The 24693-nt window shown below is 43.7% G+C and carries 17 protein-coding genes and 1 tRNA gene; 15 read left to right on the top strand and 3 right to left on the bottom strand.

What is annotated here, in order from left to right:
• Nucleotides 1-5 precede the first annotated feature (5 nt).
• Nucleotides 6-1427, bottom strand: coding sequence for a siroheme synthase CysG (gene cysG, locus BM378_RS19475; RefSeq protein WP_036971795.1), 1422 nt, complete (start codon nucleotides 1425-1427; stop codon nucleotides 6-8).
• 272 nt (nucleotides 1428-1699) lie between these two features.
• On the opposite strand from cysG, the gene deoC reads away from it, so the two are divergent.
• Together deoC and BM378_RS19465 are read left to right on the top strand one after the other, a co-directional pair.
• Nucleotides 1700-2443: a deoxyribose-phosphate aldolase gene (gene deoC, locus BM378_RS19470; protein ID WP_036971793.1), complete on the top strand. Its 744-nt coding sequence runs from the start codon at nucleotides 1700-1702 to the stop codon at nucleotides 2441-2443.
• Entirely contained in the window at nucleotides 2433-2933 is a 501-nt protein-coding gene (locus tag BM378_RS19465) for a hypothetical protein (protein WP_036971583.1), read from the top strand. Before deoC ends, BM378_RS19465 begins: the two co-directional genes overlap by 11 nt.
• Before the next feature lie 127 nt (nucleotides 2934-3060).
• Here the strand turns inward: BM378_RS19465 and BM378_RS19460 are convergent, their stop codons facing one another.
• Both BM378_RS19460 and BM378_RS19455 read right to left on the bottom strand, forming a co-directional pair.
• Nucleotides 3061-4203 carry a CsgG/HfaB family protein gene (locus BM378_RS19460; RefSeq protein ID WP_036971581.1) on the bottom strand — a complete coding sequence of 381 codons (1143 nt, stop codon included), beginning with the start codon at nucleotides 4201-4203 and terminating at the stop codon, nucleotides 3061-3063.
• A gap of 123 nt (nucleotides 4204-4326) precedes the next feature.
• The gene (locus BM378_RS19455; protein ID WP_074989831.1) at nucleotides 4327-8274 is read right to left on the bottom strand and encodes a two-component regulator propeller domain-containing protein; all 3948 of its coding nucleotides are present in this window, start codon (nucleotides 8272-8274) and stop codon (nucleotides 4327-4329) included.
• Nucleotides 8275-8441: 167 nt separating this feature from the next.
• Here BM378_RS19455 and BM378_RS19450 point away from each other — a divergent pair.
• The 13 genes from BM378_RS19450 to BM378_RS19390 form a co-directional block, all read left to right on the top strand.
• Nucleotides 8442-8518 (top strand) — tRNA-Trp (locus BM378_RS19450).
• A 132-nt stretch (nucleotides 8519-8650) separates the two neighbouring features.
• A complete protein-coding gene (gene secE, locus BM378_RS19445; protein ID WP_036971579.1) occupies nucleotides 8651-9028 on the top strand; it encodes a preprotein translocase subunit SecE in 378 nt (125 codons plus the stop codon).
• A 4-nt stretch (nucleotides 9029-9032) separates the two neighbouring features.
• On the top strand, nucleotides 9033-9590 hold the full coding sequence (gene nusG, locus BM378_RS19440) for a transcription termination/antitermination protein NusG (protein WP_036971577.1): 558 nt from the start codon (nucleotides 9033-9035) through the stop codon (nucleotides 9588-9590).
• 214 nt (nucleotides 9591-9804) lie between these two features.
• A complete protein-coding gene (gene rplK, locus BM378_RS19435) occupies nucleotides 9805-10233 on the top strand; it encodes a 50S ribosomal protein L11 (RefSeq protein WP_036971575.1) in 429 nt (142 codons plus the stop codon).
• Between the two features lie 4 nt (nucleotides 10234-10237).
• Complete coding sequence (gene rplA, locus BM378_RS19430) at nucleotides 10238-10942, top strand: 50S ribosomal protein L1 (RefSeq protein WP_036971573.1); 705 nt, start codon at nucleotides 10238-10240, stop codon at nucleotides 10940-10942.
• A 319-nt stretch (nucleotides 10943-11261) separates the two neighbouring features.
• Nucleotides 11262-11756 (top strand): 50S ribosomal protein L10, encoded by a 495-nt coding sequence (rplJ, locus tag BM378_RS19425; RefSeq protein WP_036971571.1) that lies wholly within the window; start codon nucleotides 11262-11264, stop codon nucleotides 11754-11756.
• A gap of 81 nt (nucleotides 11757-11837) precedes the next feature.
• The gene (gene rplL / locus BM378_RS19420) at nucleotides 11838-12200 is read left to right on the top strand and encodes a 50S ribosomal protein L7/L12 (RefSeq protein WP_036971568.1); all 363 of its coding nucleotides are present in this window, start codon (nucleotides 11838-11840) and stop codon (nucleotides 12198-12200) included.
• A gap of 272 nt (nucleotides 12201-12472) precedes the next feature.
• On the top strand, nucleotides 12473-16498 hold the full coding sequence (gene rpoB, locus BM378_RS19415; protein ID WP_036971565.1) for a DNA-directed RNA polymerase subunit beta: 4026 nt from the start codon (nucleotides 12473-12475) through the stop codon (nucleotides 16496-16498).
• 97 nt (nucleotides 16499-16595) lie between these two features.
• Nucleotides 16596-20768 (top strand): DNA-directed RNA polymerase subunit beta', encoded by a 4173-nt coding sequence (gene rpoC / locus BM378_RS19410; RefSeq protein ID WP_036971561.1) that lies wholly within the window; start codon nucleotides 16596-16598, stop codon nucleotides 20766-20768.
• Nucleotides 20769-20961: 193 nt separating this feature from the next.
• Entirely contained in the window at nucleotides 20962-21336 is a 375-nt protein-coding gene (rpsL, locus tag BM378_RS19405) for a 30S ribosomal protein S12 (protein WP_002958885.1), read from the top strand.
• Nucleotides 21337-21433: 97 nt separating this feature from the next.
• On the top strand, nucleotides 21434-21904 hold the full coding sequence (gene rpsG / locus BM378_RS19400; protein ID WP_036971557.1) for a 30S ribosomal protein S7: 471 nt from the start codon (nucleotides 21434-21436) through the stop codon (nucleotides 21902-21904).
• Between the two features lie 27 nt (nucleotides 21905-21931).
• The gene (gene fusA / locus BM378_RS19395; protein ID WP_036971554.1) at nucleotides 21932-24046 is read left to right on the top strand and encodes an elongation factor G; all 2115 of its coding nucleotides are present in this window, start codon (nucleotides 21932-21934) and stop codon (nucleotides 24044-24046) included.
• Between the two features lie 60 nt (nucleotides 24047-24106).
• Nucleotides 24107-24693, top strand: a 587-nt coding sequence (locus BM378_RS19390) for a GTP-binding protein (protein ID WP_143104606.1), incomplete at its 3' end; no start/stop codon positions are given.

The following is a 24693-nucleotide window of genomic DNA, read 5'->3' as shown; positions in this document are numbered from 1 at the left end:
TTAAATTACGCTACGCCTGTTAAAGGCTGGGCAAAGCTGCTGGTTTGTGCCGTTTGGCCAAACCAAGCAAGTTGATGATGCAGTGATGCAACTTCGCCAATAATTAATAACGCTGGTGAAATAATACTGTGCCGTGAAATTAAATCGGCTAATTCACCTAGCTGCCCCGTCACGACACGTTGTTCTTTACGTGTGCCGTTTTCAATGATGGCCACTGGTGTATCTGCACCGCGACCATGTTTTAATAATTGTGCTTGGATATGAGGTGACTTAATCACCCCCATATAAATCGCTAAGGTTTGATTAGGTTTAGCAAGCGACTGCCAATCGAGTTCTTGACCCTCTTTTTTACAGTGCCCAGTAACGAATTGGATGGCTTGTGCATGGTCTCTATGTGTTAATGGGATACCCGCATAAGCACTGCAACCGGCTGCAGCAGTAATACCAGGAACAATTTGATAGCGGATCTGGTTGGCAGCAAGCACTTGTACTTCTTCACCGCCACGGCCATAAATGAATGGATCGCCCCCTTTAATGCGGCATACTTTTTTACCCTGCTTAGCAAAATCAACTAACATTTGATTGGTATCTTCTTGTGCTACACTATGATCGCCCAAGCGCTTGCCAACACATACTAAGTCGGCATCGCGACGCACCAGTTCCATAATTTCATCAGACACAAGGTAGTCATACACAACAACATCGGCTTGTTGCATTAATTGCAGGGCTTTTAACGTTAATAGCTCTGGGTCACCTGGGCCTGCGCCCACAACATATACTTCACCTTCGGGCTCAGGCTTGGCTTCGAGTAGTTGCTCTAGTTGCGCCGACGCAGCGGTGGTGTCGCCTGCTTGCACTTTACTCACAACCGATGAATCAAACACACCTTCCCAAAACTGGCGACGGTCGGCGAAATGTTTAAAACGTTGCTTTACTTTGTCGCGAAAACTCCCGACTAAAGTAGCCAAAGGGCCAATATGTTGTGGAATAAGCGTTTCGAGTTTTTCACGTAAGCGACGTGCTAAAACAGGGGCTGTCCCCGCGCTTGAGATAGCAATAGTGATAGGGTCACGGTCAACAATCGAGGGGAAAATAAAACTACACTTTGGTTGATCATCAACGACATTAACGAAAATGTTGCGTGCGTTAGCAAGCTCAAAAACCGTGCTGTTAACCGCATCGTTATCTGTTGCGGCAATAACCAACATTTGTTTATCTAAATGGTGTTCTTGAAATATGTCGTTAATTAGCGTGACTTCACCCGTGTTTGCAAGGGTTATAAGCTCATCACAAAATTCAGGGGCGACTAACGTCACGTGTGCGCGCGCTTTTAAAAATGCGCGGCATTTGCGTAACGCAACATCTCCACCGCCGACTACCAATACGGGCCTGTCGTCTAATTTGGTAAAGATAGGTAAATATTGCACGTTGTTTATACCCCTAAAAAACATCAAAGAAACTGCTTATTGCAGACAAGCAGAATATAGTGCGTATTGTTAAGTAAAAAATAATTAAAACCCAATTTATATAACTAAAAGTTATATTGGGTGGTTCTATTTGGCTTAAGACTTAGTTAACAAGGGATTGCGGCGAGTTACAAGAAAATAACTAGGCTTATGGTGATTCGTTATGAGTTATAGCCAGAACATAAAAATTTGCTACTATGGGTCACTATTATGGCAACACAAAAATACGATTTATGAAAAACATGCAAACAATCGCAGCCCAAGCTGTGGCGCTCATGGACTTAACAACCCTCAATGACACCGATACGGCACAAACAATTGAAGATCTTATTGCTAGTATTCAGCCAAAGTTAGGCGTGCCTGCGGCGGTGTGTGTTTATAGTCAGTTTGTTAGTGATGCTAAATTAGCGTTGGCAGAGCGTGCGCTAAAGCAAGTAAAGGTGGCCACCGTCACCAATTTTCCAACAGGAGAGCAGCCTTTAGAACAGGTGATAAATGAAACCTTGTTTGCTATTGAGCGTGGCGCTGACGAAATTGATTTAGTGATCCCATACAAAGCCCTTATTGCAGGTGATGAAGAGAAGGTTTTAACGTACGTCAAATCCTCAAAAGATGCCTGCGGCAATAAAGCCGTGTTAAAAGTGATTATCGAAAGTGGCGAATTAACAGATGAGTTAATAACTAAAGCGAGCCAACTTGCGATTGATGGCGGGGCTGATTTTGTCAAAACGAGTACGGGTAAAGTGGCGGTTAATGCAACCTTAGCTGCAACAGAGATAATTTTAACCGCAATTAAAGCAAGCGGTAAAAACGTCGGTTTTAAAGCCGCAGGGGGAGTGAGAACCGTTGCTGATGCCGCTCAATACTTGGCCTTAGCTGAATCTATAATGGGTGAAGCCTATATAAAGCCTAAACTATTTAGGTTTGGTGCTTCGGGGTTATTAAGTGACGTATATGCGACATTAAATGAATCGTGATAGTGAGCAAGAAAAAATAGCCCTTGAGCATGGCGCCGCAAAATTATTTTTGCGCTGTTATGAAAAAGAGTTTGGGATCAAAATGCGCAATATTTGGCATAATACACCAAGTAAGCCTGATGTGAGCTGCTATAAAGGTGAGCAGCGTCTCGATATTGAAATTGCGCATTTATACGCCAGTGAAACAGAGGCGATGGCCGTATTAGGACGGCCCTTGTCAATTGGTATGCAGCGCGACCTTGCTGAGATGGCACTTGAGCCAAGCGATCAGCGTTTACATTGTGCACTGCATCGGTTACTCGCGCAAAAAGCGAAAAAACAGTATGAATCAGAGCATCCATGGTTATTGATCCGTAATGCCAGCACTATTTGGCACTTAGATGATTTTAAGGCCGTGCTCACTCATCTCGATGTACCAAAAGGGCATCCATTCCAGCAAATTTGGTTATTGTGTGACTTTTATCGTGGTGAACTAGTACAAATTTTATAAATGGAAGATGTTAGCAAAAATGAGAATAAAACGTTCAGGGACACCGTCACTCATTTTTGCCAATACAACCAGTGGTTATTACTGGCTGTATAAGGCTAATTAACGCTATTAAGCTTGGTTACTTCAATTAGTTAAATTTAAACATACTGCCTAAGCTTTCCAGCCCTGATTTATTCGTTTTAGCAATACATTGGGTATTATCGAGTGACTGTTTGGTTTTTTCATCAGCCAAACCTGTGACGGTGAGTTTATTTTCTTGTTGATATTCAGTGAGTGCAATAACCGTTGCGCGATCGTATTTTACATCTTCTGTTTCAAACTCTTCGTAATGAGGTTGGTTTTTTAAGTAGCCCAAGCAGACTAAGTTTAAACGTGACATTGCCAAGTCCATTTTTTCGTAATGGGGCATTCTATGAGTGGGCACTGTGACTGACGGTGTGTTTGCGACGGCGGTTTTTGCGCCAGTTGCTTTTGCTGTCGCTCTTAGAGGGGCTGGAGCAGAGTGTCCTGTAGCAATGGTATTATCACTATTGTAGCGATAGTAAGTGTTAGGTACTTTGCTTTCTAAAAACTCGACGGCTTTAACAATCACTTCTCGTAAGGCTTTTTCTTTAGGGGTGTTTGACCATCCGCTGAGATTACCCCCGACGAGTGCGCCGCCAAAGTTAGTGGCTGCTGAGGTGAAGTCAAAATCCTTACTTCCGCCTTCTACGCTGGTGGCTGCCAGAATACGCGAAGTGCGAGTGTCTATTAAGCGTAGATCAATTGCCATATGCGAGCCTGAGAAGCCTGCCGATACCGAGCTAAACACATCACCAATAAAGCCGCCACTGCCAACACTGGCACCTGAGCTGTCGTCATCAAATTCGGTTACTGCGGCCACAACCACAATTTCAGCCCCTTCAATTTCACCGTAAGCCGCCCCCGATGCAGCGCTTACTCTTCCAGAGACCGCTAAATCTTGCTCTGACAAGACGGCATCAAGTGCTTGACGCTCTAATACAATAAAACGGTTCGTACTGACCAGCGCAGTCGTTAATTGATCTGCCATGCCTTCACCAATTTCTTTTCGCCACCATCGTGAATCATTTGATTTATCAGTAAAGCGCGCCACGGCAATACGTGCTTTTGGACCGTTATACTGTTGCTGTGCTACTTCATTCACATTTGGACTGTTTTGATTTGTTGTTGAAGTTGTTGTGCTTTGGCATGCGCATAATGCAGCACTGAGTAAGGCCACCGTAATTGTAGGGTATTTTTTAGCGAACATTTGATTTCCTTAACTTATATCCATGCAGTAAATAAACGTCATAACGGGGAGGCAAAGTTATGAACGATAGTATGGATAAGCTATAAAAATCAGTGCCTTATTAATAGTACATATGCGAAGACTTTATTCACTTAGGCGAAAATCAGGCTGTTTCTGATGCTTTTCTCTATATTGCTTCGGCGATACACCAAAGTGTCCTTTGAAGCTGCGAGCAAAATAGCTTTGAGAACTAAACCCATTATTTTCTGCTATTAAGCCTATGGCTAATGAACTTTCTATTAGCTGTTTAGCTGCATACTCAATACGTGTGTTACGTAAATAGTCAGAAGGGGTGAGTGAATACAGTGCTTTCATTTTTAACTGCAGTGCCCGAGGGCTTAAACACAGTGCTGATGCCAGCTGTTCAATTGAAAACTGATCCGACTGATAGTTTTCTCGGACCACCTTTTTAAGCTTCTCTGTAAATACAGAGTCTTTAGTTTGCACCGTAACGTACTCATTATTGTCGCTTTGTATCTCAGAGGTAAGTTGAGCCGCTAAGTGTTGATTTAGTAAATAACGCAAACTGAGCAGGCCTTTTACTTTGCTTAGTAAAATAGACGGTTCAAAGGGTTTACTTAAAAAGTCGTCAGCCAGTAAATCAAGGCCTTTTAAACGGCTAGGCGTGTCAGCTTTGGCAGATAATAATAAAACCGGTATATGACTGGTCGCGTTATCAGCACGAAGCTTCGCAAGCATTTGGTATCCGTCCATGTTAGGCATCATAACATCACTGATAATAAGGTCGGGTAATTCAGACTGACAAAGTGACAAGGCTTGTTGGCCATCGTAAGCACAGATGCAATTGAACTGCTCACTAAATAGTGACAAGAGCAGCTCACTCATATCACTATTGTCTTCAACAATCATGAGTGTTTGCCTTAAGCCAGGTTGGGTGGTGACCGTTGGCAAGTTTTGTTTTGTTGCACTGATAACTGTAGGCAGCGAGACCGTAAAACAGCTGCCCTGCGCTGGCGAGCTAGTTAGTGATATTTCACCGCCATAATCCTCGACCAGTTGCTTCACTAATGTAAGCCCAATACCACTGCCGGTTTCTGAACATGTGTCTAAGCGAGTAAACCTTTCGAATATTTTCACCTGTTGGTCTTTTGCAATGCCAATTCCTGTGTCGGACACACTGATATGCGCGAGGTTATCGCTGTGATGTAAACACACTCGAACCTCACCGCCTGCCGGAGTGTATTTAAGCGCATTACTGATCAGGTTACTGACGATAGAGTGCGCATGATTAGGCGCGATATTTATAGTGCACACAGTTTCACAGTGATCCTGAAAATCAAATTTAAGCTGTTTTTGGGCGAATAGCGGCGCAAAGTCATCGATGAGATCGGTTAAAAAAGTCGTTAATGAATAAGCGGATACATAATGCACGGCCGTACTGGGTCGTTTGCTTAGTTGCAGTAGTTGATTTATTAAGTCAAGCAAGCGTTGGCAATTACGTTTTATGCTTGCTAATTGCGATTGAGACTGCGAACTGTGGGTGGACTGCTGTAACTGGCTAATGGGAGCCAGAATCAAGCTCAATGGGGTTTTAAGTTCATGACTTATATTATCTAAGAACTGATCTTTTAATTTATTTAACTCAATTTCTTTTTGTTTTTGCTGTTCGGCCAGCTTGCGCTGATAAATTGAACTAATAACCAGCCATGCTAATGTCATTGCACATAGTGTGTAAGATAAATAAGCGACATTGCTTTGCCACCAAGGTGGAACAACCTTCAGTTCGAGTAGGGTGGTACCCTCACTCCACTGCCCATATTGATCCCTTACTTTTAGCTGTAATTGATAATGTCCAGCAGGAAGCTGCGGGTAGTTTATTTGACGTTGTGATGCATCATTATATAAAAACTGTTGGTCAAACCCCGCTAGTTTATAGCCATATTGATAATGCTTTGGAGTGGCGGCGTTATTCAATGCACTAAATTTAAAGCCAATAACCCCCGCTGATTTTGCGAAAGAGAACGTGCTTGTCGCATTGATCAGCGTGTCGGTGCTGTGGTCAAAAAAATCAGTGCTAATTTCACGGTTATTAAGCAATAACTCGGTTAATACGGGAGTGGGGGGAGTGTGATCTAAGGTGAGTTTGTCAGGGTAAAACTGATTAAAACCATTTATCCCGCCAAAGAATAGCTCGCCATCTGTCGCTTGAAAACTAGCCCCAAGAATGAAGGATTGATGCTGGATTCCATCTTCAGGTAAAAACGGTTGTATGCTGCCCGTTATTGGATGATAACGCGTTAATCCACCATTGGTAGCTAACCATAAATAGCCTTGTTTATCGGCTAAAATGTCAAAAATATTGTCATTTACTAGGCCATGTTGCTCGCTAATATGCTCCACATCAAAGTTTTGTTTATTGACTTTGTTGAGGCCTTGCATTGTGCCGACCCACAGCGTTTTATCGTCGCTGAGTAATAACGACGTGACCATGTTATGGCTCAGACCTGTGCGTTCATTAAGTAATGTAAATTGCTCTGTTTCGATGGAAAACTTATTGAGTCCCGCACGCGTACCCACCCACAAAGCGTGATCATTCTTATCATACGCAAGTGTGAAAACGGTATTATTGGCTAAGCTGTTATGGGTTGCATTGTGCTGATAATGGGTCACTGTTTCTGAATCTGGATCAAAGCGAGTTAATCCTTGGTTACTACCGAGCCACACTATGCCGTCTTTATCACTCTCAATTGCATAAACGCGATCACTGCTAAGCTGGTGGCTTTGCATGGTATAGCTGACAAAATCATCGCTTTCATCTTGGTATTTAAGAAGCCCGCCGCCGTATGTCCCAACCCACAATTGCTGCCTTTTATCCTCATGTAAGCTAAATATGTTGGTATTGGGTAAGCGGGTTGTATAGTGCTGATAGCCTTGCGGTATCGCACGATTTAAACCCTCGCGCGTGCCAACCCACAACTGGCCATTTTTACGTTTAATAATCGCACGAATAAAATTATGCGTGAGAGAGTGAGGGCTTGACGTTGTGCTTTGATGTCCAAATTGTTGCTGTTTCGGATCGTATCTGTGTATACCAAAACCATCGGTCCCAATCCAAATAATTCCTTGTGGGTCTTGATATATAGAGAGTAAGTAATCATTTTTGAGTCCGTTAGGCTTTTGTACATCATGACGATAGTGTGCAACGTCAGTGTATATATCTGCCCCCGCAGCTAAAAAGTATACGCCTTGCCCATAACTTGTTAGCCACAGGTTATGCTGATTGTCGAGAAGACTGTCAGTGATCCAAACTCCCTTAAATTGCGGCAATTCGGAAGATGTCTCTGTATCGATTGAAAATATATACAGCCCTTGTTTTGCACCGATGAGCAATTGATTTGAACTTAACTTGTTAAGATGCCAAAGTGGCGAGGTGAGGGCGATGTCATGTTTAAATTGTTTGGTTTTAGGGTTAAACGACAGCAGACCATGGCTGGTTGCAAGCCACAGGGTATTTTGTACTGCAATAATGTCTCTGATGACAATGTTTTGTTGTGTATTTTCAGCAACCTGATAAGTCTCAAATTGCTGCGCTGCAATATCAAAGTAGCTGAGTGTGCCTTGTTCATGACCCAACCACATATTGCCACTCTTATCAAAAGCCAAAGACCATATTTTATCATCACTGAGTTGTGGGTTTGTAAAGGTCGAATAGGTGTAAAATTGGCCCGTGGTGGGATCAAGCCGGTTTAGTCCTTTACTGGCTGTTGAAAACCAAAGGTCGTTATCAGTGCCTTTTAAGCATGCGGTAATCCAATTACCGGAAATACTGGTCGCTGAAGTATGTGCTTTAAAGCGTTTAAATTCATAGCCATCAAATCGATTGAGCCCTCCTTGTGTGGCAAACCACTGAAACCCTTGCGCATCAGTGAGACTGCAATTGATGGAGTTTTGACTTAAGCCATGCTCGCTATCAAAGATGCTTAAGTGAAGTGATTGCGCACTTACAACATGACTTTTCAGAACAGCTAAGCTGAAAAATATTAGGCATAATAGGGTGTTTAAATACAGCACAGAGATCCATCTTGTTGGTGTTTTTGTTCCTTTATTAGGCTGATAGTAAACTGCTTTTTAATCAATGTTAATATTGATTTTTATACTAACAGGTGAGATTTTAACTTCTGGGTATCTTTTACTCTTGTGTTAATGAATTGCGTAAGTATAATAGGCATCCACTTTGCAGGGGCGTAGTTCCAATTGGTAGAACAGCGGTCTCCAAAACCGACGGTTGGGAGTTCGAATCTCTCCGCCCCTGCCACTTTTTACACAATAAGTGTGGAGTCTGAAATTAAAAATCGGTTTAAATAAGTCTGTTTTTAAGTTTAGATTTTAATGGATTAACCCTGCCTTCGCGCAGGGTTGTTGTGTCTGTAGTTAAGGTAATAATATTATGAGCACGAATGTAGAAACACCATCAAGTGCGATGGATTCAGTTAAGTGGATTGTAGCGATTGCGCTACTTGCAGGCGCAGTAGTTGGTAATCACATGTATGCAGATCAGTCTGTATTGTTGCGTGCTATTGGTGTAGTGGTCGCTGTTGCAGCGGGTTTAGGCATTGCCTCACTAACAGAAAAAGGTCGTACATTTTTAGCATTTGCTAAAGAAGCACGTATCGAAGTACGTAAAGTTGTGTGGCCAACACGCCAAGAAACAACCCATACGACATTAATTGTAATGGTTGCAACTGTGATTATGGCACTTATCCTTTGGGGATTAGATGGCATTTTATTCCGCGCCGTAGGCTTTTTAACTGGATTGGAGATCTAATCCCATGTCGGATGAGAAGAACGAAAAGAAACTACGTTGGTACGTAGTACAAGCTTTCTCAGGTTATGAGAAGCGTGTTGCACAAACTATTCTTGAGCATATCAAGATTGAAGGTTTGGAAGATAGTTTTGGTGAAGTATTAGTACCAACGGAAGAAGTTGTTGAGATGCGCGCAGGTCAAAAGCGTAAATCTGAGCGTAAATTCTTCCCAGGTTATGTACTTGTACAAATGGACATGAACGATGCAAGCTGGCACTTAGTAAACAGCACTGCACGTGTAATGGGCTTTATTGGTGGTACGTCAGATCGTCCAGCGCCAATCAGCCAAAAAGAAGCAGATCGCATCTTAAACCGTCTTCAAGAGAACTCTGAAGCACCTAAGCCAGCTACATTATTTGAGCCAGGCGAAGTTGTTCGTGTTATCGATGGTCCATTTGCTGACTTCAGCGGTGTTGTTGAAGAAGTGGATTACGAAAAGAGCCGCGTAAAAGTATCGGTACTTATCTTTGGTCGTTCTACGCCAGTTGAGCTTGAATTTGGTCAAGTTGAACAAGACAAGTAAGATAAAAAATTAAAGCAGCCAAAATCGTTTAATATTTTGGCAATATGCTTGAAAAAGGCCGTTGATTAACTTATAATCAGCGGCCTTTTTGTGTTAGGGCAAGTAGTAACTTGTTTTATCACATAAAGTGAGAACCAATTTTTAAACTGGGAAGCCGTTAGAGTACGCGTCCTCGCGCGCACAAGGCTATGACCCACCAAATGAGGTATTTATTATGGCTAAAAAAGTTGAAGCTATTATCAAGCTACAAGTTGCCGCTGGTATGGCTAATCCTAGTCCTCCAGTAGGTCCAGCACTAGGTCAGCACGGTGTAAACATCATGGAATTCTGTAAAGCGTTCAACGCACGTACAGAATCTATCGAAAAAGGCGCTCCAGTTCCTGTAGTGATCTCTGTTTACGGCGACCGTTCTTTCACGTTCGAAATGAAAACGCCACCGGCTGCTTACTTACTTAAGAAAGCTGCAGGTATCAAATCAGGCTCTGGCCGTCCTAACACTGAAAAAGTGGGTACAGTAACTCGTGCTCAACTTGAAGAAATCGTTGAGACAAAACGACCTGACCTTACAGCAGCTGATATGGATGCTGCAGTTCGCACTATCGCAGGTTCTGCGCGTGCGATGGGCTTGAACGTAGAGGACTAAGATAATGGCAAAATTAACTAAACGTATGCGTACAATCCGCGAAAAAGTGGATGCGACTAAAGATTACGAAATCAACGAAGCAGTTGCTCTTTTAAAAGAGTTAGCGACAGCTAAATTCGTAGAAAGTGTTGACGTTGCTGTTAACCTTGGTATCGATGCTCGTAAATCTGACCAAAACGTTCGTGGTGCAACTGTACTACCTAACGGTACTGGTCGTGACGTTCGTGTTGCTGTATTCACTCAAGGCGCTAATGCAGAAGCTGCAAAAGAAGCCGGTGCTGAATTAGTGGGCATGGAAGATCTTGCTGATCTAGTTAAGAAAGGCGAGATGAACTTTGACGTTGTTGTTGCATCTCCAGACGCTATGCGCGTTGTTGGTCAACTAGGTCAAATCTTAGGTCCACGTGGTCTAATGCCAAACCCTAAAACTGGTACTGTAACACCTAACGTTGCAGAAGCAGTTAAAAACGCGAAAGCAGGTCAAGTTCGTTACCGTAACGACAAGAACGGTATCATCCATACTACTATCGGTAAGGTTGATTTCACTGCTGAGCAACTTCAACAAAACCTTGAAGCTCTTATTGTTGCGCTTAAGAAGGCTAAACCTTCTCAAGCAAAAGGTACTTACGTGAAGAAAGTAACTATCTCTACAACAATGGGCGCAGGTGTTGCTGTTGACCAAAACTCTCTAAGCACAACTGTTGCTTAATTAAGAGTTTACATGGCGCGAAATTTGAACTATAATTTTGCGCCATTTTGTTGAGAAAGTTAATTTCAAAACAAGTAAAGAATTCGGGTTGAAGTCCATAATTTCGTACGCCTTCGGGTATAAACGATAAATTGGGCTTCCGTCCAAGACCGTAGGCGGCTTCGGCCTTAATATTTTTACCTACGTAGACGGTGTGAATCCCCAGATAGATTTTTCCTAATCTTCTGGCTCTCGCCGTAAAAAGCATCTCCATCATTGATGGGGAAGAGTAGAACAGGGAAGCCAATATCGGCGACCCATTAAACCAGGAGTAACACCCATGGCTTTAAATCTTCAAGGCAAAAAAGCAATTGTTGCTGAAGTCAACGAAGCAGCCACTGGTGCTCTTTCTGCAGTTGTTGCAGATTCTCGTGGTGTAACAGTTGGTGCTATCACTGCCCTTCGTAAAGAAGCTCGTGCAGCTGGTGTATGGATGAAAGTTGTTCGTAACACTTTAGCTAAACGTGCTGTTGAAGGAACAGATTTTGAGTGCCTTTCTGACTCATTTGTTGGTCCAAGCTTAATCGCTTTCTCTTCAGAGCACCCTGGTGCTGCTGCGCGTATCTTCTCAGATTTCGCGAAGAAGAACGAGAAATTCGAAGTTAAGACCGCTGCATTTGAAGGTAACGTAGTAGACGCAGCTATGCTAGCAACTCTACCTACTTACGACGAAGCTGTTGCACGCTTAATGAGCGCTATGAAAGAAGCGTCTGCTGGCAAATTGTGTAAAACAATTGAAGCAGTACGTGTACAGAAAGCTGAGCAAGCTGCTTAATTTTAAGCTGTTTTTTTGTTCACTTTCGGTGTAATATTTTTTTTGGACTAAAATTAGTCCGTAATAATTAGGAAATTTGTAATGTCTGTAACTAAAGACCAAATCCTTGATGCTATTGCTGAAATGTCAGTAATGGACGTTGTTGCTCTAGTTGAAGCAATGGAAGAAAAATTCGGCGTAACTGCAGCAGCTGCTGTTGTTGCTGGTCCAGCTGCTGAAGCTGCTGAAGAGAAGACTGAGTTTGACGTAATCCTTACTGGCGCTGGCGCTAACAAGGTTGCTGCAATCAAAGCTGTACGTGGTGCAACTGGTCTTGGCCTTAAAGAAGCTAAAGCACTTGTTGAATCAGCTCCTGCACCTATCAAAGAAGGTGTATCTAAAGAAGAAGCTGAAGCGCTTGCAAAAGACCTTACTGAAGCTGGTGCTGAAGTTGAGGTTAAGTAATCTAGCTTACGCTAGGTTCGCTGCCTGAGTAATCAGGCAAGGGCTGGTGATTATTTAATCACCGGCCTTTTTGCGCTATGGAGCGATGTTTTCCTATAGTGCAAATAAAATCTAATTTTCTCTTTATTTTCAAGTTGTTACCTGTAAAGGTGTTGAAAGTAGCAGAGTGAACTAGAACAACAATTTAATGTTGTACATCTTGGCATAGATGCCAGTTAAGTCTGTTCTTACAAGAACAGGTCGGGTCAAAGATCAGCAAGCTGAGGAACCCCATGGCTTACTCTTATTCTGAAAAGAAACGTATCCGTAAGGATTTTGGTAAACGTCCACAAGTTTTGGATATACCTTTCTTACTGTCGACGCAGTTAGAATCGTTTAAAAAATTCTTAGTCCCTGACGCTGATGGCGATCACGGTTTGGAAGCTGCTTTCCGTTCTGTGTTTCCGATCAAAAGCTACTCGGGAAATTCTGAGCTTCAATACGTAAGTTATCGTATTGGTGAGCCAGTATTCGATGTAAAAGAATGTCAAATTCGCGGTGTGACTTATTCTGCTCCACTTCGCGTAAAATTGCGTCTTGTGGTGATGGACAAAGAAGCACCAGGCACAGTTAAAGACATTAAAGAGCAAGAAGTTTACATGGGCGAAATTCCGCTCATGACTGATACCGGTACCTTTGTAATCAATGGTACAGAGCGTGTTATCGTTTCTCAGCTACACCGTAGCCCTGGTGTATTCTTTGATAACGACCGCGGTAAAACTCACTCGTCAGGTAAAGTACTTTATAACGCGCGTGTAATTCCTTACCGTGGTTCATGGTTAGACTTCGAGTTTGATGCAAAAGATAACCTATATGTACGTATTGACCGTCGTCGTAAATTACCGGCGTCAATTATCTTACGTGCACTAGAGTTCTCTACAGAAGAAATCTTAGATATCTTCTTCGATACTACTGCGTTTGAAGTAACTGACGGTAAAGTTCTTATGGAACTTGTGCCTTCACGTTTACGTGGTGAAACTGCCGCTTTTGATATCAAAGGCGATGACGGTGAAGTCCTTGTTGAAGCGGGTCGTCGTATTACTGCGCGTCACATCAAGAACATCGAGAAAAAAGGTATTAACCAATTAGAAGTACCGCATGAGTACATCATTGGTCGTGTTGTAGCTAAAAACTACGTTGATGAGTCAACGGGTGAGATCATCGCTAACGCGAATGACGAGCTATCACTTGAGCTAATGGCTGAGTTGGTTAAAGCAGGTCACACTAAGATTGATACGTTATATATCAATGAAGTTGACAGCGGCGCCTACATGTCAGATACCCTTCGTATCGACACAACAAGCAACCGTTTAGAAGCATTAGTAGAAATTTATCGCATGATGCGCCCAGGCGAGCCACCGACGAAAGACGCGGCTGAAGCCTTATTTGATAACTTGTTCTTCTCTGAAGAGCGTTATGATTTATCAACAGTTGGTCGTATGAAGTTCAATAGCCGTGTAGGTTATGACACTGATACAGGCCCTGGCACATTATCGAAAGAAGACATCGTAGCTGTTATGAAAGTGCTTATCGCTATTCGTAACGGTGTTGGCGATGTTGATGATATCGACCACTTAGGCAACCGTCGTATCCGTAGCGTTGGCGAAATGGCTGAGAATCAATTCCGTGTTGGTCTAGTACGTGTAGAACGTGCAGTACGTGAGCGTTTAAGCTTAGGTGACCTTGATGCGGTAATGCCACAAGATCTTATTAACGCTAAGCCAATTTCGGCAGCGGTTAAAGAGTTCTTCGGTTCGTCTCAGTTATCACAGTTCATGGACCAAAATAACCCGCTTTCAGAAGTAACGCATAAGCGTCGTATTTCTGCATTAGGCCCGGGTGGTTTAACACGTGAACGTGCTGGCTTCGAGGTGCGAGACGTTCACGTAACCCACTATGGTCGTGTATGTCCAATCGAAACACCTGAGGGTCCAAACATCGGTCTAATTAACTCATTGTCTACGTACGCACGTACAAACGACTATGGTTTCTTAGAAACACCTTACCGTAAAGTGGTAAACGGTGTTGTAACTGATGAAGTTGATTACCTATCAGCCATTGAAGAAGGTCAGTTTGTAATCGCTCAGGCGAACTCAAACTTGAACGATGACAATGAGTTTGTTGATGAACTAATTCCATGCCGTCACAAAGGTGAATCAACCTTTATGGGCAAAATGGACCAACAATATATGGACGTATCACCACAACAGGTGATCTCTGTAGCGGCCGCGCTTATCCCGTTCCTAGAACACGATGATGCGAACCGTGCATTGATGGGTTCAAACATGCAACGTCAAGCAGTACCGACACTTATCGCGGACAAGCCGCTGGTAGGTACAGGTATCGAGCTTACACTAGCAAAAGATTCTGGTGTAACGATCGTTGCTAAGCGTGGTGGTGAAGTAATGTATGCCGATGCAAGCCGCATCGTTGTAAATGTAAATGAAGATGAGCGCGTTCCAGGTGAAGCGGGCATCGATATCTACAACCTTACTAAATACACACGCTCAAACCAAAACACATGTATTAACCAAAAACCAACGTGTATGGTTGGTGAGCCGGTTACACGTGGCGATGTGTTAGCAGATGGTCCTTCGACTGACTTAGGTGACTTAGCACTAGGTCAAAACCTTCGCGTGGCATTCATGCCATGGAATGGTTATAACTTCGAGGATTCAATCCTACTATCAGAGCGCGTAGTTCAAGAAGATCGTCTAACGACTATCCACATTCAAGAACTACAATGTATCGCACGTGATACTAAATTAGGTCCTGAAGAGATCACAGCAGATATCCCTAACGTAGGTGAATCTGCACTAGGCAAGCTTGATGAATCAGGCGTTGTTTATATCGGTGCTGAAGTAAAAGGCGGCGATATCCTAGTAGGTAAAGTGACTCCGAAAGGCGAAACGCAATTAACACCAGAAGAAAAGCTACTACGTGCGATCTTCGGTGAGAAAGCGTCAGACGTTAAAGACAGCTCTTTACGTGTACCAAACTCTGTAACAGGTACCGTAATCGACGTACAAGTTTTCACCCGTGACGGTGTTGAAAAAGATAAGCGTGCGTTAGAAGTTGAAGACATGCAGCTTCGCGAAGCGAAGAAAGACTTCAACGAAGAGTTCCGTATCTTAGAAGCCGGTGTATTAGACCGTGCTCGTAAGCTACTTGTTGACGCTGGTCTGAACGCAGACACAATTGCATCACTTAATGCTGAAAAGCTGCTTACTCAAAGCCTTGCTCAAGAAGACAAGCAATCAGAGCTTGAGCAACTAGCTGCCCAGTACGATGAGCTTAAAGCTGAATACGATAAGAAGTTTGAAAACAAACGTCGTAAGATCACTCAGGGTGATGACTTAGCACCAGGCGTACTTAAAATTGTTAAAGTATACCTAGCTGTTAAACGTCGTATCCAACCGGGTGATAAGATGGCGGGTCGTCACGGTAACAAAGGTGTTATCTCGACTATCGTACCAGTAGAAGATATGCCATACGATGACAAAGGTCGTACGGTAGACATCGTTCTGAACCCGCTAGGTGTACCATCACGTATGAACATCGGTCAGATCCTAGAAACACACATGGGTCTTGCTGCACGTGGTGTGGGTGAGCGCATTGAAGAAATGATGAAAGAGCAGCGTGAACTGCACGAAATCCGTAGCTTTGTTAAGAAAGTTTACGATTTAGGTGATTGTCGTCAGAAAGTCGATATCGACTCATTCTCTGATGATGAAGTTCGTCGCTTAGCTGAAAACTTGAAAGGTGGTTTACCGATCGCAACTCCAGCCTTTGATGGTGCTCGTGAAAGCGAAATCAAAGACTTACTAGAGCTTGGTGGTTATCCAAGAAGCGGTCAAGTTACACTTTATGATGGCCGTACTGGCGATCAGTTTGAACGTCAAGTAACCGTTGGTTACATGTACATGCTGAAACTTAACCACTTGGTTGATGACAAGATGCACGCGCGTTCAACTGGTTCTTACAGCCTTGTTACTCAGCAGCCGCTGGGTGGTAAAGCGCAGTTCGGTGGCCAGCGTTTCGGTGAGATGGAGGTGTGGGCACTAGAAGCTTACGGTGCTGCATATACACTACAAGAAATGCTAACAGTGAAATCGGATGACGTGAACGGTCGTACTAAGATGTATAAGAACATCGTAGATGGTAACCATAAGATGGAACCAGGTATGCCAGAATCGTTCAACGTATTGTTGAAAGAAATCCGCTCACTGGGTATCAACATCGAGTTGGAAGAAAATTAAGCCATTTAGGTGCGGCATAAGCCGCACCTGTTAGGCCGAATAGAATGTAGGGGCGAGTTATTCGCCCTCAAGATTAACCTCCGACAGGAGAGCTAAGGTGAAAGACTTACTTAAGTTTCTGAAGCAACAAAATAAGACCGAAGAATTCGATGCAATTCGCATTGGTCTTGCTTCGCCAGATATGGTTCGTTCATGGTCATACGGTGAAGTAAAGAAACCTGAGACAATCAACTACCGTACTTTCAAGCCTGAGCGCGACGGCTTATTCTGTGCCCGTATCTTCGGCCCAGTGAAAGATTATGAGTGTTTATGTGGTAAATATAAGCGCCTTAAGCACCGTGGTGTTATTTGTGAAAAGTGTGGCGTTGAAGTAACGCTGACTAAAGTGCGTCGTGACCGTATGGGTCATATTGAGCTTGCTAGCCCAGTTGCGCATATTTGGTTCTTAAAATCATTACCGTCACGTATCGGCTTAATGCTAGACATGACACTTCGTGACATCGAGCGCGTACTTTACTTCGAATCATTCGTGGTAACTGAGCCGGGTATGACAACGCTTGAGCGTGGTCAGCTTTTAGGTGAAGAAGAGTACCTAGATGCGCTAGAAGAGCACGGCGATGAGTTTGAAGCGAAGATGGGTGCAGAAGCAGTATTAGACTTGCTTCGTGAACTTGATCTTGGCCAATTAATTGCTGAAATGCGTGAAGAGTTACCAACAATTAACTCTGAAACGAAGCGTAAGAAGATCACTAAACGTCTTAAATTAATGGAATCGTTCCACCAATCAGGTAACAACCCTGAGTGGATGATCATGACAGTACTTCCAGTATTGCCACCTGATCTACGTCCATTAGTACCACTAGACGGTGGTCGTTTTGCGACATCTGATCTAAATGACCTTTACCGTCGTGTTATTAACCGTAATAACCGTCTTAAGCGTCTATTAGATTTAGCGGCACCAGATATTATCGTACGCAACGAAAAACGTATGTTACAAGAAGCGGTTGATGCGCTACTTGATAACGGTCGTCGCGGTCGTGCGATTACAGGTTCTAACAAACGTCCTCTTAAATCGCTTGCTGATATGATCAAAGGTAAGCAAGGTCGTTTCCGTCAGAACTTACTTGGTAAACGTGTAGATTACTCTGGTCGTTCTGTAATCACAGTAGGTCCTACGCTTAAACTACACCAGTGTGGTCTTCCTAAGAAGATGGCACTTGAGCTGTTTAAACCATTTATCTACGGCAAACTTGAGCGTCGCGGCATGGCTACGACTATCAAAGCAGCGAAGAAGATGGTTGAGCGTGAAGTGGCAGAAGTATGGGATGTATTAGACGAAGTAATTCGTGAACATCCAGTGTTACTTAACCGTGCACCAACACTTCACCGTTTGGGTATCCAAGCGTTCGAACCTGTGCTAATTGAAGGTAAAGCGATTCATTTACACCCATTAGTATGTGCGGCGTACAACGCTGACTTCGATGGTGACCAAATGGCGGTACACGTACCGTTAACGCTTGAAGCACAGTTAGAAGCACGTGCTCTAATGATGTCTACAAACAACATTCTGTCTCCAGCGAATGGTGAGCCAATCATCGTTCCTTCACAGGACGTTGTATTAGGTCTTTACTACATGACGCGTGATCGCATTAATGCGAAAGGCGAAGGTGCAGTATTTAAAGATCCTAAAGAAGCTGAAAAAGCATACCGCAGCGGCAACGCTGAGCTACATGCGCGCGTAAAAGTACGTATCAGTGAGACAATTAAGAATGAAGAAGGTGAAGCAGTTGATTACGTTACTATTGTTGAAACAACAGTAGGTCGTGCGATTCTTTCACTTATCCTACCTAAAGGCATGCCGTTTGAGCTAATCAACCAAGCCCTAGGTAAGAAACAGATTTCTGGCTTATTAAACGAGTGTTACCGTCGTCTAGGTCTTAAAGATACTGTTATCTTTGCTGACCAAGTAATGTACACCGGTTTCCACTACGCAATGAAGTCAGGTGTTTCAATCGGTATTGATGACTTAGTTATCCCACCGGTTAAAGCAGAAATCATTGAATCAGCGGAAGCTGAAGTAACTGAAATCAACCAACAATTCCAATCAGGTCTTGTAACGGCTGGTGAAAAGTACAATAAAGTTATCGATATCTGGTCACGTGTAAATGAAAACTTATCACGTGAGATGATGGCTAACTTATCAAAAGACACGGTAATCAACGCGAAAGGCGAAGAAGAAGAGCAATCTTCATTCAACTCAGTGTTTATGATGGCCGACTCAGGTGCACGTGGTAGCGCCGCTCAGATCCGTCAGTTAGCGGGTATGCGTGGTCTAATGGCACGTCCAGATGGTTCAATCATCGAGACACCAATCACGGCGAACTTCCGTGAAGGTCTAAACGTACTACAGTACTTCATCTCAACGCACGGTGCGCGTAAAGGTCTTGCCGATACAGCACTTAAAACAGCAAACTCGGGTTACTTAACACGTCGTCTAGTAGACGTTGCACAAGACTTAGTAATCAACGAAGACGATTGTGGCACAGAAGATGGCTTAACAATGAAACCGCTTATTGAAGGTGGTGACGTTGTAGAAGCACTTCGCGAACGTGTACTTGGTCGTGTTGTTGCTGAAGATGTTGTTATTCCTGGTACTAACGAAGTACTTGTTGAGCGTAACATTATGCTTGACGAAAAACTGTGTGACCTTTTAGAAGAGCACTCAGTGGATGAAGTACGCGTTCGTTCAGTTATCACCTGTGATAATGACTTTGGTGTATGTGCTAAGTGTTACGGTCGTGACCTTGCGCGTGGCCACATCATCAATCCAGGTGAGTCAGTAGGTGTTATCGCGGCACAATCAATCGGTGAGCCGGGTACACAGCTTACAATGCGTACCTTCCACATCGGTGGTGCGGCATCTCGAGCGTCTGCTGAGAACAGTGTACAAGTTAAAACTAACGGTACATTGAAGTTACACAATGCGAAGTACGTATTAAACACAGACGGTAAGATTGTTATCACGTCTCGTTCAACAGAGATCACTATCATCGATAGCTTTGGTCGTGAGAAAGAGCGTTATAAAGTACCTTACGGTGCCGTGTTAACAGTACAAGATAATTCGGAAGTTCAAGGTAACGATATCGTTGCTACTTGGGATCCGCATAGTCACCCAATCGTTCTTGAGCATAAGTCAAAAATCTCGTTCAGCGATATTGATGACTCAAATACCGAAGCACAAACAGATGAGTTAACTGGTTTAACACGTGTGGTTGTTAAAGACTTAGGTAAAGTAAATGCGAAAGAACCTAAACTAATCATCGAAAGCGATGAGCGTGGTCTGCAAGAAACACGTCTTCCTTCATTCACAACGATTGAAGTAACAGACGGCGCGACAGCAAACCCAGGTGACGTACTTGCACGTATTCCGCAAGAAGGTTCGAAGACTCGTGATATCACGGGTGGTCTACCTCGCGTAGCTGACTTATTCGAAGCACGTAAGCCGAAAGATCCTGCAATTCTTGCAGAAATCACCGGTACAATTAGCTTCGGTAAAGAAACGAAAGGTAAGAAGCGTCTTGTAATCACGCCAGCAGAGGGTGACGCATACGAAGAGATGATTCCTAAATGGCGTCAACTTAACGTGTTCGAAGGTGAGCAAGTGTCTAAAGGTGAGGTTATCGCCGATGGTCCAGAATCACCACATGACATCTTACGCCTACGTGGTGTAACTCATGTTGCAAACTATATCGTTAACGAAGTGCAAGAGGTTTACCGCTTGCAGGGCGTTAAGATCAATGACAAGCACATTGAGACAATTATTCGTCAGATGCTACGTAAATGTATCATTCTTGACGGCGGTGACACTGAGTTCTTAGCCGGTGAACAAGTTGAAGTGGCACGCGTTAATATCGCGAACCGCGACCTTGAAAAGCAAGGCAAGATCCCAGCTAAATTTGAAATCCAGTTAATGGGTATCACTAAAGCGTCACTTGCAACAGAATCTTTCATTTCAGCAGCCTCGTTCCAGGAGACAACACGTGTCCTTACTGAAGCCGCTGTAAATGGTAAGAGCGATGAGCTTCGTGGTCTGAAAGAGAACGTAATCGTGGGTCGTCTGATCCCAGCCGGTACTGGCTTTGCGTATCACCAAGACCGTTTGAACCGTCGTAAGCAAGGTGAAATCATCGAAGAGCAGACTGTTAGCGCTGAAGAGGCAACTCAAGCATTAACTGACGCACTTAATGCTGATATCTCTGGAAACCAATAATCTCAACTTAATCAATAGATTAAGTAGTCGCGAGGCAGTTATCTGCTGCCTTGCGATGAGTTAAGGTTGACAGGTTAAACTTTGCTCATTAAAATTCCGCCACCCATTTGCCTGCACGTTTTGTAACGAGCATGTAAACAGGGCGGATTTTTTTATTTTTTCAGTAGTAATTTTAATTTCAGGAGCTATTTAAATGGCAACTATTAACCAGCTAGTGCGTAAGCCACGTCGTAGCAAGGTTACTAAAAGTAACTCAGCTGCGCTTAAAGCGTGTCCGCAAAAGCGTGGTGTATGTACTCGCGTATATACAACTACACCTAAGAAACCAAACTCTGCATTACGTAAAGTAGCGCGTGTACGTTTAACAAACGGTTTCGAAGTAACATCTTACATTGGTGGTGAAGGCCACAACCTACAAGAGCACAGTGTAATCCTAATCCGTGGTGGTCGTGTTAAAGACTTACCAGGTGTGCGTTTCCACACTGTTCGTGGTGCACTTGACTGTGCAGGCGTAAGCGACCGTCGTCAAGCTCGTTCTAAATACGGTGCTAAACGCCCTAAGGGCTAATGGTTCTCCGTTAGTAAGGCCAAGCACTAAATTTTTAAATTAATTGTTTTGGGTATTGACTCTAAAAGAGCAAACCTGAAGATACCGGAGATACAAAATGCCTAGAAGACGCGTAATAGGTCAACGTAAAATTCTTCCAGATCCTAAGTTCGGATCGGAACTTCTTGCTAAATTCGTTAACGTAGTAATGTTAGACGGCAAGAAATCTACTGCTGAAAAAATCGTTTATGGTGCGTTAGACGTGGCTGCTGAGAAATCAGGCAAGTCGCACCTAGAAATCTTTGAAGCTGCACTTGATAACGTTCGCCCACAGGTAGAGGTTAAATCTCGCCGTGTTGGTGGTTCAACGTACCAAGTACCAGTTGAAGTACGTCCAGTACGTCGCAACGCATTAGGTATGCGTTGGTTAGTAGACGCTGCACGTAAGCGTGGCGAAAAATCTATGGGCTTACGTTTAGCTCAAGAAATCGTTGACGCTGCTGACAACAAAGGCACTGCGGTTAAGAAACGTGAAGACGTTCACCGTATGGCTGAAGCGAATAAAGCATTCGCTCATTACCGTTGGTAATCTGCCCTTAACCTTTAAGAGGATTTTATGGCACGTACAACTCCACTTGAGCGCTATCGTAATATAGGTATTTGCGCTCACGTAGATGCAGGTAAAACCACCACAACAGAACGTGTTCTGTTCTACACCGGTCTTTCTCATAAGATTGGTGAAGTACATGATGGCGCTGCAACTATGGATTGGATGGAGCAGGAACAAGAGCGTGGTATCACAATCACTTCTGCTGCAACAACGTGTTTCTGGAAAGGGATGGACGCGCAATTTGACGACCATCGTATCAATATTATTGATACTCCAGGACACGTAGATTTCACTATCGAAGTAGAGCGTTCTTTACGTGTACTTGATGGTGCGGTAGTTGTTCTTTGTGCTTCATCAGGTGTACAGCCGCAAACTGAGACAGTTTGGCGTCAAGCGAACAAATATGAAGTTCCTCGTATGATCTTCGTAAATAAAATGGATCGCACTGGCGCTGACTTCTTAACGGTTGTTAGCCAGGTGAAATCTCGTCTTGGAGCAACGCCTGTTCCAATTCAGCTACCAATTGGTGCTGAAGACGATTTTAAAGGTGTTATTGACCTCATTAAGATGAAAGCCATTAACTGGAATGCCGAAGATCAAGGCATGACTTTCTCTTATGAGGCCATTCCGGCAGACCTTCTTGAGCTTGCAGAAGAATGGCGCTCTCACTTAGTTGAAAGCGCTGCTGAAGCGTCAGAAGAGCTAATGGATAAATATCTAGAAGGTGAAGACCTGACCGAAGCTGAAATTAAATCAGCGTTACGTCAGCGTACATTAGCAAACGAAATTGTTCCCATGACGTGTGGTAGCGCATTTAAAAATAAAGGTGTTCAAGCTGTGCTTGATGCTGTTATTGAATATATGCCTGCGCCAACACAAGTGAAACAAATCCAAGGTATCATTGAAGATGGTACTGAGGAAGAGCGTCCTGCTGATGACAACGCACCGTTTGCCGCACTTGCTTTTAAGATTGCGACAGACCCGTTCGTTGGCACCTTGACCTTCTTCCGTGTTTACTCTGGTACTGTTAAACAGGGTGACGCGGTATACAATCCAGTTAAAAGTAAGCGTGAGCGACTTGGTCGTATCGTTCAGATGCATTCAAACTCACGTGAAGAGATCAAAGTAGTCTATGCAGGCGACATCGCAGCGGCTATTGGTCTTAAAGACGTAACAACAGGTGAAACACTGTGTGATCCGAACTCTATTATTACGCTTGAGCGTATGGAGTTCCCAGAGCCAGTTATCTCTGTTGCGGTTGAGCCTCGCACAATCGCTGACCAAGATAAGATGGGTATTGCACTAGGTAAACTAGCAGCAGAAGATCCATCTTTCAGAGTACAAACTGACGAAGAATCAGGCCAGACTATTATTTCTGGTATGGGTGAACTTCACCTTGATATCATTGTCGACCGTATGAAACGTGAATTCAGTGTTGAATGTAACGTTGGTAAGCCGCAGGTTGCATACCGTGAAGCTATCCGTTCAACTGTTGAAGTTGAAGGGAAGTTCGTACGTCAATCAGGTGGTCGTGGTCAATATGGTCACGTCTGGCTTAAACTTGAACCGATGGATATTTCGGACAACGACGCCCCAATTTACGAATTCGTTAACGAAGTCGTTGGTGGTGCCGTTCCAAAAGAATACATCCCTGCGGTAGATAAAGGCATCCAAGAGCAAATGGCTCAAGGTGTGCTGGCAGGCTACCCATTACTTGGCGTTAAAGCGACTTTATATGATGGTTCATTCCATGATGTAGACTCGAATGAGATGGCATTTAAAATTGCAGGTTCAATGGCGATGAAGAAAGGGGCGCTTGAAGCAAACCCTGCTCTTCTAGAACCAGTAATGAAGGTTGAAGTTATCACTCCTGAAGCAAACATGGGTGATGTAGTTGGTGACTTAAACCGTCGCCGCGGCATGATCGAAGGCATGGAAGAAGCATTCGGTGGTCTTAAGCAAATTAATGCACAAGTGCCACTTTCTGAAATGTTTGGTTATGCAACTGATCTGCGATCTGCAACACAAGGCCGTGCATCTTACTCTATGGAGTTTTTAAAGTATGCAGAAGCCGCTAAGAATGTTGCAGATGCAATAATTGCAGCTCGCGCTGTTATATGATTTAGCTTGTCTGGCCCAATAGTGGGTCAGGCGTTAATTTCTTTATAGGAATTTTTTAAGATGGCAAAAGAAAAGTTTGAACGCGTAAAACCGCACGTAAACGTTGGTACAATCGGCCACGTTGACCACGGTAAAACTACCCTAACTGCAGCAATCACTAACGTACTTGCAAAAGTATACGGTGGTACAGCTAAAGACTTCGCATCAATCGATAACGCTCCAGAAGAGCGTGAGCGTGGTATCACAATCTCAACTTCACACGTTGAGTACGACACACCAACTCGTCACTACGCACACGTAGACTGTCCTGGACACGCCGATTATGTTAAAAACATGATCACTGGTGCTGCTCAAATGGACGGCGCAATCCTAGTAGTTGCTGCGACTGATGGTCCTATGCCACAAACACGTGAGCACATCCTACTTTCTCGTCAGGTTGGCGTACCTTACATCATCGTATTCATGAACAAATGTGACATGGTTGATGACGAAGAGCTACTTGAGCTAGTAGAGATGGAAGTTCGTGAACTTCTTTCTGAGTACGATTTCCCAGGTGACGACTTACCTCTAATCCAAGGTTCAGCACTTAAAGCCCTAGAAGGCGAAGAGCAATGGGAAGCGAAAATCATTGAACTAGCTGAAGCGCT

Origin of the sequence: Pseudoalteromonas lipolytica (assembly GCF_900116435.1) — a bacterium.
GTDB classification, from domain to species: Bacteria; Pseudomonadota; Gammaproteobacteria; order Enterobacterales; family Alteromonadaceae; genus Pseudoalteromonas; species Pseudoalteromonas lipolytica.
This window is presented reverse-complemented; position numbering and strand designations above follow the sequence as displayed.

Excerpts from the sequence above, each read along its gene's own strand:
- deoC (WP_036971793.1), top strand. The coding sequence starts at position 1,700 with ATGAAAAACATGCAAACAATCGCAGCCCAAGCTGTGGCGCTCATGGAC.
- BM378_RS19465 (WP_036971583.1), top strand. The coding sequence starts at position 2,433 with ATGAATCGTGATAGTGAGCAAGAAAAAATAGCCCTTGAGCATGGCGCC.
- BM378_RS19460 (WP_036971581.1), bottom strand. The coding sequence starts at position 4,203 with ATGTTCGCTAAAAAATACCCTACAATTACGGTGGCCTTACTCAGTGCT.
- secE (WP_036971579.1), top strand. The coding sequence starts at position 8,651 with ATGAGCACGAATGTAGAAACACCATCAAGTGCGATGGATTCAGTTAAG.
- nusG (WP_036971577.1), top strand. The coding sequence starts at position 9,033 with ATGTCGGATGAGAAGAACGAAAAGAAACTACGTTGGTACGTAGTACAA.
- rplK (WP_036971575.1), top strand. The coding sequence starts at position 9,805 with ATGGCTAAAAAAGTTGAAGCTATTATCAAGCTACAAGTTGCCGCTGGT.
- rplA (WP_036971573.1), top strand. The coding sequence starts at position 10,238 with ATGGCAAAATTAACTAAACGTATGCGTACAATCCGCGAAAAAGTGGAT.
- rplJ (WP_036971571.1), top strand. The coding sequence starts at position 11,262 with ATGGCTTTAAATCTTCAAGGCAAAAAAGCAATTGTTGCTGAAGTCAAC.
- rplL (WP_036971568.1), top strand. The coding sequence starts at position 11,838 with ATGTCTGTAACTAAAGACCAAATCCTTGATGCTATTGCTGAAATGTCA.
- rpoB (WP_036971565.1), top strand. The coding sequence starts at position 12,473 with ATGGCTTACTCTTATTCTGAAAAGAAACGTATCCGTAAGGATTTTGGT.
- rpsL (WP_002958885.1), top strand. The coding sequence starts at position 20,962 with ATGGCAACTATTAACCAGCTAGTGCGTAAGCCACGTCGTAGCAAGGTT.
- rpsG (WP_036971557.1), top strand. The coding sequence starts at position 21,434 with ATGCCTAGAAGACGCGTAATAGGTCAACGTAAAATTCTTCCAGATCCT.
- fusA (WP_036971554.1), top strand. The coding sequence starts at position 21,932 with ATGGCACGTACAACTCCACTTGAGCGCTATCGTAATATAGGTATTTGC.